Below are 10115 nucleotides of genomic sequence, written 5' to 3' on the forward strand. Positions count from 1 at the left end.
CCATTCTTGCGATCCGGGAACCCGCAGGCGGGGGAACGGCCAGGCTCACCGCTCGTTTCCGGCGCGGAACCACGCGATGTAGTCGGCGGCCGCGGCCGCGGTGTCCCAGCGCGGCTCGAACCCGGTGTCCTTGCGCAGGCGGGTGATGTCGAGCCAGCTCACCGGGCGGGCGCCGGCCGAGGGGAGCTGGTAGCCGAATCCGGGTTCGGTGGACGCGATCGCGGCGATCACGTCGGCATTGCTGGTCGTGTGACCGGAGGCGACGTTGTACGTCGTGTGCCGCAGCTCGCCGGCGAGCTGCAGCAGGGCGAGCGCATGGCCGGTGTCCTTGACGTAGAGCAGGTCGAGCGCGTCCTCGGCGTGCGGCGCGGCGAGCAGCCCGGACAGGTCGGGCTCACCACGCCGGGCGGCGGCGTGGGCCAGCGACGGGGCGGCGAAGAACGGGTCGGGCAGGTGGCCGCCGGGTCCCCACGTCCCGGAGATCCGGGCGTTGACGATCTCCACCTCGGTCACCGAGGAGAGATGCGCGGCGAGCAGCTCGGTGATCTTCTTGAACGTCGGGATGGGATGCAGGTGCTCCAGCGAGATCGGCATGTCCTCGGTGAGCGCACCCCCGCCGGTGAGTCCGTAGACGCCGATGGTGCTCGCGGTCACGACGCGGCGCACACCCCAGGCCCGCGCCGCGCGGACGATGTTGAGGAATGCCTCGAGCGCACGCCCGGAGGCGTCGATCGGGTCGTCGTCGGTGACCGGCCAGGGCAGGGCAACGGCGAGGTGCACGATCCCGGTGATCGGGTACTGCCGGCCGGTGGCGAGCAGGGCGTCGAGGTCGGCGACGTCGGCCTGCACGACGTGCACGGGCAGGCCCGCGAGGTGCGCCGGCACCCGCGGGCTGCGGCGTTGGAGCAGCACGCACTCCTCGCCCGCCTCGGTGAGGGCGCGGACGGTGTGCGTGCCGATGAAGCCGGCACCGCCGGTAACGAGAATCATGGTGGAGCCTTCCGTCGTCGTGCTGATCGTCAGCATCACTGACGATCAGCGTAGGCCTAGACTGGGGCGCATGTCCACCGAACCGAACGGGACCGCGGATCCGCACGAGGTCCTGGGTTATCTGCTCAAGCACGCCGCCCTCAAGCTCGCGACCATGACGGACGCGGCGCTCGCGCCGTTCGGGATCGACGGCAAGGACTTCGGGGCGCTGCGCCTGCTGGCCCACCGCGAGCCGGCCTCGCAACTGCAGGTGGCGCAGACCCTCGGCATCGACCGCACCACGATGGTGGCGTTGCTGGACGTGCTCGAACGCAAGGGCATCGTCACGCGGCGCCCGGACCCGGCGGATCGGCGGCGCAACGTCGTCGAGCTCACCGAGCCGGGCCTGCGGACCTTCGACGCGGCGCAGGTGGCGCACGCCGAGGTCGAGCGGACGTTCCTCGCCGGGATCAGCCCGGGTGCGGCGCAGGATTTCCGGAGCACACTGCGGACCCTGCTGGCGTGACTCGGCGGGCCGGCGCCTCTGCGGTCATCTGCCGACCACGCCGACCGCGTCGACCAGCAGGGTGCCCGCGGTAACCTCGACGGTGACGGTGTGCCGGGCCCGGGGCAGCCCGCGCAGGGCGTAGGTCTGCTGGAAGTTAACCGAGATTCGGGCCGCGACGCCGGTTTCGACCGGAGCGCCGTCGACCCGCACGTCGAGGCGGGCGCTGCCGTCGTTGACGCCGAGCAGGTCGAACCCGGTCCCGGTGAACGTGTAGCTCAGGGTGGCGCCCGGCCCCTGGCTGATCGAGGCGGAACGCTGGTACTCGAACATGCCGCGCCCGTTGGCGTGCCGCCAGCCGCCGCCGTAGACCAGCTTCGGCGCGGGAGTCACGGCCAGATCGCTCATCTCCAGGTTGTCGATCAGCTCGCGGTAATAGGGCGGATTTCCCGGTACGCGGGTCACGCGCAGATTGTCGAACCGCGTGTAATGGAAGCCGCTGGCCAGGTCGACGCGCCCGGACAGGAACGGCACCGGATCGGTCCACGTGACCACCTGCTCGTGGTCGACAAGACCGGTCACCTGTGCGCCCACGACCCGGATGTCGAGGCGGTGCCACGCGCTCGCGTCGAAGCCCTCGACCACGCCGCTGGCGATCACGGTCCCGGTGCGCCGCAGCTGCCAGATGCCGTCCGAGCCGAGCCGCACCACGTAGGGCGTGCCGTTCACGTTGTGTGAGCTTGCCCCGCCGGTCGAGCGTGCCCCGATCGCCGCGTAGTTGTCGGCCGCCGGCGCCCGGTCGAAGGCCACGTCGACACCTGCCTGGTAGTCGGTCCACCGCAGATCACCCACGCCGGTGACCGGATCAGCGCTGTTCCACGCCCCGCCGACCCCGGTGGTCTCCCGGTCGACCTGCTGGCGCAGCACGCTCCCGACCACCTCGAAGGCGCCGTTGCGGTCCCACGTGTAGAGCGGCGTCGCGCCGGTGTCCCCACCACGCGCGTCGATGAACTTCCGGTCGTACCGGAAATCGTCGGACCACAGCGTGCCGTGCGCCGGATCCGCGTCCAGCACGGTGCGCTGGCCCTCGACCGGCAGCGGCGCGGTCCACGCCGGGTCGTGACTGACGTCGAGCGTGGTGACGGTCGCGATCGAGTAGGGCGCGACCGTGATCACCTCCCCGGGCGCGACGTCGCCGAGGTGCTGCTTGTACCCGTCGTTGAACCGCACACCCGCCCCGGCCGCCGACGTTTGCCAGACCGCGAGCTTCGCTTCCGGATCAAGATCAAAACCGACAGGGCTGATTTTGTACGTCCGGGAGCTCTCCGAGTCGTTGACGATCACGGTGGAGAAGCCGGACGCGTCCGGGGCGGCCATCGTCAGGTAGTCGGGCAGGCCGTTGCGCCCGACGACCGGGTTCGTCCCGGTGGCGGTCGACGCGCTCGCCTGCGGGATCACCCGCCAGATGCCCGCCGTGTTCGACGCGTTCTCCCAGCCGGCCCTCGCGAAGCTGGTGAAGTGCTGCAACACGGCCAGCCCGGCGTCGTAGTGGATCCAGCCGGACCACGGGTCACGCGCCGAGACGAGTTCCTTGAACGCGTACTGGCCGCCCTCGTAGAACGAGCCGATCGCCGGTTGGTAGACGAAGTGGGTGCGGCGTGACTTCACGAAGCCCTTGACGACGGTGTTCGCCATTTCGAGGGCGCTGCCGGAGCCGCCGAGGCCGGTGCCCGCCACGGTGGGGTCGGGCGTGTTGTTGTGCGGGCGGAACGCGGAGTTGCTGAAGGTGGCCTGCGCCTCGCTGTTCCAGACCTCGGTGTCGTACTGCTCGGCCAGCCGGGTGAAGTTGCCGCCGCTGTCGTCGTCGGTGTTGTAGTGGTACCCGGCCGCCGTGACCGCGTCCCGCAGTTCGGCGTCTCCGGTCAGGGCGGCGCCGAAGCTGCCGATCCCGGCCTCGTCCGAGATGACGAGCTTGATGCGGTGGTAGCGCTCCGCCTCGCCGGGCCGGAAGCCCTCGACGTCGGTGCGCACCCGCTCCGCGTACTGCTTGGTCCAGGTGAGGTCGGCGGCGGCCTCGTTCACGCCGGGATTGACGTAGTCGACCATGAAGCCGTAGCGCCGGTACGCCGCCAGGATGGTGTTCTTGTACCAGGTGTAGATCTTGTCGTTGGTGTTCGCCCAGGCCGGCGCGTTCCACCGCAGGATGCTGACCTTGAGGGCGGGGTTCAGCCGCTTGGCGTCGGCGGCGAGCTGGAATCCGGGTGCCCGGGCCACGTTGGCCGGCTCGGTCTCCCAGCGCATGGTGGCCGGGTCGGACCCGGTCGAGTTGTTCCGGTCGTTCCCCATCTCGATCTTGACATGGTCCATGATCGGGTGCCGGCCGCCGAACAGGATGTTCAGGAGCTGGGCGTAGGTCCGGGGCTGCTGTGCCTTGTAATCCAGCAGCAGGGCGCTGGTGCTGTTCGCGCTCAGCACGCCGAAGCCTTTGAACGTCAGCCCGTTGACGTTGTCCACCGCGATGTCCGCAGCGTCCACGGTGATCGCGACGGGGTCGGCGGGCGCGGCGTGTGCCGGCCGGGGCGGCATGATCGCCGCACAGAGCAGCAGCAGAACGGCGGCGACAGCGCGGCGCATGGAGGCCCCTTCCTTCGCGAGTGCCCCCACTATTCGAGTAAAATTGATACGTGTCAATGGGTACGTTCCCGGGGTGTGGCGTACCCAGGGTCGAGGCGCCCTTCCTGGCCCGGGCGCGGTGTCGGACGCTGGGTTCCGCCACACGTTCCCCCCTTCTCAGGAGCCCTCCGTGACCGACCGCAAGATTGTTCTCATCACCGGTGCCAGCAGCGGGATCGGCGCGGCGACCGCGCGCCGGCTGGCCGCCGACCGGCACCACGTCGTGCTGGGTGCCCGCCGGGTGGACCGGCTCGCCGCGCTCGCGCAGGAGATCCGCGACGCCGGTGGCACCGTCGACCACCACGAGCTGGACGTGACCGACGTGGACAGCGTGCGTGCCTTCGTCACCCGGGCCGCCGACGCGCACGGCCGGATCGACGTGCTGGTCAACAACGCCGGCGTGATGCCGCTGTCGCGCCTGGACGCGCTGCGCGTCGACGAGTGGAACCAGATGATCGACGTCAACCTGCGTGGCACGCTGCACGGGATCGCCGCCGTGCTGCCGCTGATGCGCACCCAGGGCTCGGGTCACGTCGTCAACGTCGCCTCGACCTCCGGTCACCGCGTCGATCCGACCGCGGCCGTCTACTGCGCCACCAAGTTCGCCGTCCGGGCGCTGTCCGAGGGGCTGCGCCAGGAGAGCCAGGACATCCGGGTCACCGTGATCAGCCCCGGTTTCACCCACTCCGAGCTGGCCGACCGCGGCGGTGACCCGGACGTGCGGGCCGCCGTGCAGGCCGCGACGAAGCAACTGGCCATCCCGGCGTCCGCGGTCGCCGACGCCATCGGCTACGCGATCGGCCAGCCTGTGAACGTCGACGTCAGCGAGATCATCGTCAGGCCGACCGCGCAGGGCTGACGGATCGGCCTCGGCGGCCCGATCGGCGTCGGCGGTGAGCGCGGCCGGGCTGACTCAGTGGGCGTCGGACGCCCAGCGGCTCCAGGTGCCCTCGGGGGTGAGCCAGGCCTTCTCGCCGAGGCCCATGTCGCCCAGTTCGCGCAGGCGGGGGAACCGGTCGACCAGCACGGCCAGCCGGACCCGCGTGATGTCCTCGTCCTCCACCTCGTCGCCGTCGCCGAAGAACCAGGTGCCTTCCGGCGAACGCCCGACGAACCGGGCCTCGGCGCGGCCCTCGACGATCCGCAGCAGGGTGGGCACCACGGTGTCCGGCGCGTCGCCGGCAAAGGGCCACTCGTCGATCGAAGTCACGGCTGCCGATCGTAGGGCACCGGCCGGGCTGAGTGGTCGCTGAGGGTTTCTCAGCCCCGTCCCAGTCGGGGACGCCGAGACTGCGGGCGTGATGAATGTCGATGGATTCGTCCGCAGGGTCGCGCCGGGATGGCAGCTTGCGTACGTCGGGGTGCACCTCTGGTGGGTGATCGGTGGTGCGCCGCGGTTCTTCAGCGGCCGGGAGTCGTACTTTCCCGGCGGCTGGGTGCCGGTGGCGCTCGGGGCCCTGGCCGCGGCCGGATGCCTCGCCGCCGGGCGTGTGGTGACCAGAACCGGTCACTACGTGCTCGCGGGCGTCACCGCCGTCGCGGGCGCCGCCCTGTGCGTGTACTCGTTCCTGTTCCCGGTGATGGTGGTGTCGCTGCTGTTCGAGGGGCCCGGCGGCGGGATGGTGGCCAGCCTGCTGGCGACCGGGGCCGGTGCCGTCGGCGGTGTGTTCTGCCTGCTTGTCGCGGCGGGGGAGCGGCGGCTGGCCGTGCAGCCGTGCGAGTCGTGCGGGCGGGTGCACGGCAGGTCGCCGGAGAGCCGGGCGGAGACGGCGCCTCGCTGGGCCTTCGCCGGCGCGTACGTCGCCGTGGCCGGGTACGCGGCGCGGATGAGCGTGTGGCTGGCCGACACGGTCACCGGGCGGTGGCCGGGCGCGGGGAGCGAGGCATCTCTGGGGGCGTTGGTGGTCTTCGTGGTGCTGATGAGCGTGGCCGGCACCGTGCTGCCGCTGGCGCTCGCGCACCGCTGGGGCCGGATCTGGCCGGCGTGGGTGGTGCCGTGGCGCGGCCGGGACGTGCCACGGTGGCTGGTGCTCGGCACCGGCCTGTTCATGGGCGGCAGCCTCACCGCCTACTTCGGTATCGCCGGGATGACCGCCTGGATCCGCGGTGACTTCGGGGGCGCGTTCGTGCCGTTGCTGCTGGAGATGGGTGGCTACACGCTGTGGGGGGTCGGGCTGCTGGTGGCGGCCACGTCGTACTACGCGATGACCCGGCCGCCGTGCCCCCTGGCCCGGCTCGGAAGTCAACCGGGGCTGCGGCGGGGTCAGGAGCGCGCCTGACCGCGCCCGCCGGTGTTCGGTGCGCGGGCCAGCAGCGCGGTGGGCCCCAGACGGACCCCGTCGGAGCTGTCGCCGCCGGGCGCGGTCCGGGCCGGTGGTGGTCTCGCGAGGTTGAGCGCAGTTCCGGACCGCGATGCGGCTCCCCGTCCCGGCTGGCCCTCAGGGGTGCCTCAACGCCGTTGAGGCACCCCTCGAGGCCAGCCGATCACCCGGGGGCGCGGGGCGGTCGGGGGTGGCTGCGGTCTGGCGAGGGCACGGGCGGGACTCGGCCGGTAGCCTGCGGGCGGTCGCTCCGTATTCGTACCGGAAAATGACGGTCGGAAGGGGAGGCCGCAGTCTGGATCACGGGCGGGGGCGGTTGTCGACGATGCGGCGGGCCTTGCCGATCGAGCGCTCCAGGGCGGCCGGCGGGACCACCTCGACCCGGACCGTGACCCCGACATTGTGCTTGATCAGGTCGGACAGGGTCTGCGAGAGGCGGGAGCGATTCGGGTTCGGTTCGCGGGATTCGACGCGGACGGTCATCTCGTCGAGGCGGCCGGGGCGGGCGAGGACGCACTGGTATTGCGGGGCGAGCTCGGGCAGGCGCAGGATGAGTTCCTCGATCTGGGTGGGGAAGACGTTGACGCCCCGCAGGATCATCATGTCGTCGCTGCGGCCGGTGACCTTCTCCATCCGGCGCATCGTGCGTGCCGTGCCGGGCAGCAGCCGGGTGAGGTCGCGGGTGCGGTACCGGATGATCGGCATGGCCTCCTTGGTCAGCGAAGTGAATACCAATTCGCCTTCCTCGCCGTCGGACAGCACGTGCTCCAGCGTCGGGTCGATGATCTCCGGGTAGAAGTGGTCCTCCCAGATGTGCAGGCCGTCCTTGGTCTCGACGCACTCCTGACTGACGCCGGGGCCGATCACCTCGGAGAGGCCGTAGATGTCCACGGCGTGAAGGTCCATTCGCTGTTCGACCTCAGTGCGCATGCTCTCGGTCCACGGTTCCGCGCCGAAGACGCCGACCTTGAGGGTGGTGCTGCGCGGGTCGATGCCCTGCCGCTCGAACTCGTCGAGGATCGTCAGCATGTAGGACGGCGTCACCATGATCACGTCGGGTTCGAAGTCCAGGATCAGCCGGACCTGACGTTCGGTCATGCCGCCGGAGACCGGGATGACCGCGCACCCCAGGCGTTCCGCGCCGTAGTGCGCGCCGAGACCGCCGGTGAACAGGCCGTACCCGTAGGCGACGTGCACCCGGTCGCCGGGCCGGGCGCCGGCCGCGCGCAGCGAACGCGCCATCACATCCGCCCACATGTTCAGGTCCGCCTGGGTGTAGCCGACCACTGTCGGCCGCCCGGTGGTTCCGCTGGACGCGTGGATGCGGGCGATCCGGTCGCGCGGGACCGCGAACATTCCGTACGGATAGGAGTCCCGCAGGTCCTGCTTCGTCGTGTACGGGAACCGGGCCAGGTCCTCCAGCGCACGGCAGTCGTCCGGGTGCACGGCTGCGGCGTCGAACTTGCGGCGATAGAGAGGCACATTTTCGTACGCGTGACGCAGCGTCGCGCGCAGCCGGGTCAGCTGCAGCGCCCGCAGTTCATCAAGCGAGGCCGTCTCGATGGATTCCAGGTCACCGGGTCGCGGCGTGAGATCGAGCATTCACCATGCTAAGCCCGCGGAAGCTCCGCGTCGGGCTGTTCAGCGCTCCGCGATGCGGCCATGCCGGTGCTGCGGAAGCGGGCTCGGTAGGTGGTCGGTGAGACGCCCAGGTGCTGCTGGAACACCCGGCGCATGGTCTCCGACGAGCCGAAACCGGACTCCGCGGCGACCTGCTCCACCGAGCCGGAACCGCCCTCCAGCAGCACCTGCGCGGCCTCCACCCGGATCGACTCCACATACCGCCCCGGGCTCAGCCCGGTGTGCGCCCGGAACAGCCGGGTCAGATGCCGCGGGCTGACCCCGGTCCGTGACGCCAGCCGTTCGGTCGCGTGGTCGGCGGCCGGGTCACCGGTGACCGCGTCCATCGCCGCCCGCAGCACCGGATGCTCCGCGTCCCGCACGCTGAGCCGGGCACTGAACTGCGACTGCCCGGCCGGCCGCGCCATGAACACGACCAGCTGCCGGGCCACCTCCCGAGCCGGTTCGGCGCCGTGATCGTCCTCGACCAGCGCCAGCGACAGATCGATCCCGGCGGTGACCCCGGCCGAGGTCAGCACCCCGCCGTCTTTCATGAACACCGGATCGCTGTCGACCCGCACCTTCGGGTACGCCCGGGCCAGGTCACCGGCCAGCTGCCAGTGCGTGGTCGCCCGCCGCCCGTCGAGCAGCCCGGCCTCCGCGAGGAGGAACGCCCCGGCGCACACCGACGCCACCCGGCGCGCCCGCGGTGCCAGCCCGGTCACGGCCGCCATGGTCACCTCGTCGCGGACCGCGGCGGGCCAGTCGGAGCGCCCCGGCACGATCAGGGTGCCGAGCCGCCGGGGCAGCCCGTCCGGCGCGGTCCCGGCCCCGATCCGGACCCCCGAGGAGGTGACGACGTCGGCGCCGGTTCCGGAGATCACGCGCACGTCGTAGTCCCCGCCGAACCTGTTCGCCGTCGTGAAGACCTCGGCCGGCCCGGCCACGTCGAGCAACTGCACCCCGTCGAACGCGAGGATCACCACCAGGTGCCTCACTCCGGCCACGGCGAGTCCAGGATCGTCCGAACGAAGTCGCCCCGCTCGAACCCGGGCACATAGTGCTCCAGCACGTCGGCCTTCACGTTGCCGAACGTGGTCTCCGGCCGAGTCCGGATCCCGTCGGTGAACGCCGCCAGGATCCGCCGCTTGAAGTCCGGCCGCGGGTGCAGCGCGACGATCGCGGCCCGCTCCTGAGCGCTGATGTCGTCGTAGCCCAGGCCGAGCACGTCGTACTCGACACCGGCGGTGACCAGCGCGACCTCCGGCTCCAGGAACGGCGGGATCCCCGGCGTGGTGTGCAGCGCGATCGCCAGCCAGACCCGGCGCACACTGTCCTCCGGCACCCCGCGCGCCTGCAGGAACCGTCGCGCCTCGTCGGCACCGTCCACCTCGAACCGCCGCCCGCCGCCGCGGAACCGCTCGGCCAGCCCGAGATCGTGGAACATCGCGCCGATGTAGAGCAGCTCCGGGTCGAAGCTCAGGTCCCGGTTCCGCCCCTGGCGGGCTCCGAACAGGTACACCCGGCGGGAGTGGTGATAAACCAGCTCGCTGGCGGTGTCCCGCACGAGTTCGGTGGCTTCACGGGCGAGCGTGGTGTCCGGAACGTCAATCGTCGTCATGCACCCAGCCTCGCCGTTCCGCCCGCCAGCAGCCATGTCCGCACGGACCACCTTCCCACAGATCCAGCCACCACCCACCCGTTCCGCAGCTGGTCGCGGCCGTCCTCCGGACCGCCTGGCAGTCCGGGCAGGCGGTCCGACGCGGGTTCGCCGGACGACAAACATCCCACGGTACGACTGGGAGCACGCGACGATCCGCGCTCCCACGGCTCCGCACGCGCGTCACGTCTTCGGCTGGTGCTGGTGGCTGCCTCGGAGGGCTTGAGGCACCCGCCAGCACCAGCCCCGCGTCCTCCAATGCCGCTCAGCTCAAGTTGATCTCGGTGGGCCGTTGGCGGCCAGGAACCGTCTGGCCCGCGGCTGGGCAGGGCGGTGCGAGTCCGCGTTGCCAGATCGCGTGCGGCTA

General features: G+C 71.3%; 9 protein-coding genes. 3 read left to right on the forward strand and 6 right to left on the reverse strand.

The features are described from left to right. Positions 1 to 45: 45 nt before the first annotated feature. Positions 46 to 990 carry an NAD-dependent epimerase/dehydratase family protein gene (locus tag Apa02nite_RS42335; RefSeq protein WP_203830113.1) on the reverse strand — a complete coding sequence of 315 codons (945 nt, stop codon included), beginning with the start codon at positions 988 to 990 and terminating at the stop codon, positions 46 to 48. A gap of 70 nt (positions 991 to 1060) precedes the next feature. On the opposite strand from Apa02nite_RS42335, the gene Apa02nite_RS42340 reads away from it, so the two are divergent. Continuing rightward, the gene (locus Apa02nite_RS42340; protein WP_203830114.1) at positions 1061 to 1495 is read left to right on the forward strand and encodes a MarR family winged helix-turn-helix transcriptional regulator; all 435 of its coding nucleotides are present in this window, start codon (positions 1061 to 1063) and stop codon (positions 1493 to 1495) included. A gap of 24 nt (positions 1496 to 1519) precedes the next feature. On the opposite strand, the gene Apa02nite_RS42345 is transcribed toward Apa02nite_RS42340, so the two are convergent. Then, on the reverse strand, positions 1520 to 4108 hold the full coding sequence (locus Apa02nite_RS42345) for a glycoside hydrolase family 30 protein (RefSeq protein WP_203830115.1): 2589 nt from the start codon (positions 4106 to 4108) through the stop codon (positions 1520 to 1522). 169 nt (positions 4109 to 4277) lie between these two features. On the opposite strand from Apa02nite_RS42345, the gene Apa02nite_RS42350 reads away from it, so the two are divergent. Further along, positions 4278 to 5006 carry an SDR family oxidoreductase gene (locus tag Apa02nite_RS42350; protein WP_239164943.1) on the forward strand — a complete coding sequence of 243 codons (729 nt, stop codon included), beginning with the start codon at positions 4278 to 4280 and terminating at the stop codon, positions 5004 to 5006. Between the two features lie 54 nt (positions 5007 to 5060). On the opposite strand, the gene Apa02nite_RS42355 is transcribed toward Apa02nite_RS42350, so the two are convergent. After that, the gene (locus tag Apa02nite_RS42355; protein ID WP_203830117.1) at positions 5061 to 5357 is read right to left on the reverse strand and encodes a hypothetical protein; all 297 of its coding nucleotides are present in this window, start codon (positions 5355 to 5357) and stop codon (positions 5061 to 5063) included. An 88-nt stretch (positions 5358 to 5445) separates the two neighbouring features. Here Apa02nite_RS42355 and Apa02nite_RS42360 point away from each other — a divergent pair, with 88 nt between their 5' ends. Next, on the forward strand, positions 5446 to 6426 hold the full coding sequence (locus tag Apa02nite_RS42360; RefSeq protein ID WP_203830118.1) for a hypothetical protein: 981 nt from the start codon (positions 5446 to 5448) through the stop codon (positions 6424 to 6426). Between the two features lie 342 nt (positions 6427 to 6768). On the opposite strand, the gene paaK is transcribed toward Apa02nite_RS42360, so the two are convergent. From paaK to Apa02nite_RS42375, 3 genes are read right to left on the reverse strand one after another with little or no spacing between them, the layout of a single operon-like run. Further along, a complete protein-coding gene (gene paaK / locus Apa02nite_RS42365) occupies positions 6769 to 8070 on the reverse strand; it encodes a phenylacetate--CoA ligase PaaK (protein WP_203830119.1) in 1302 nt (433 codons plus the stop codon). 8 nt (positions 8071 to 8078) lie between these two features. Beyond that, entirely contained in the window at positions 8079 to 9095 is a 1017-nt protein-coding gene (locus Apa02nite_RS42370; protein WP_239164944.1) for a GlxA family transcriptional regulator, read from the reverse strand. Further along, a complete protein-coding gene (locus tag Apa02nite_RS42375) occupies positions 9083 to 9709 on the reverse strand; it encodes an HD domain-containing protein (protein ID WP_203830120.1) in 627 nt (208 codons plus the stop codon). The genes Apa02nite_RS42370 and Apa02nite_RS42375 overlap by 13 nt, the downstream gene beginning before the upstream one ends. Between the last annotated feature and the right edge of the window lie 406 nt (positions 9710 to 10115).

Origin of the sequence: Actinoplanes palleronii (genome assembly GCF_016862315.1) — a bacterium.
GTDB lineage: Bacteria > Actinomycetota > Actinomycetes > Mycobacteriales > Micromonosporaceae > Actinoplanes > Actinoplanes palleronii.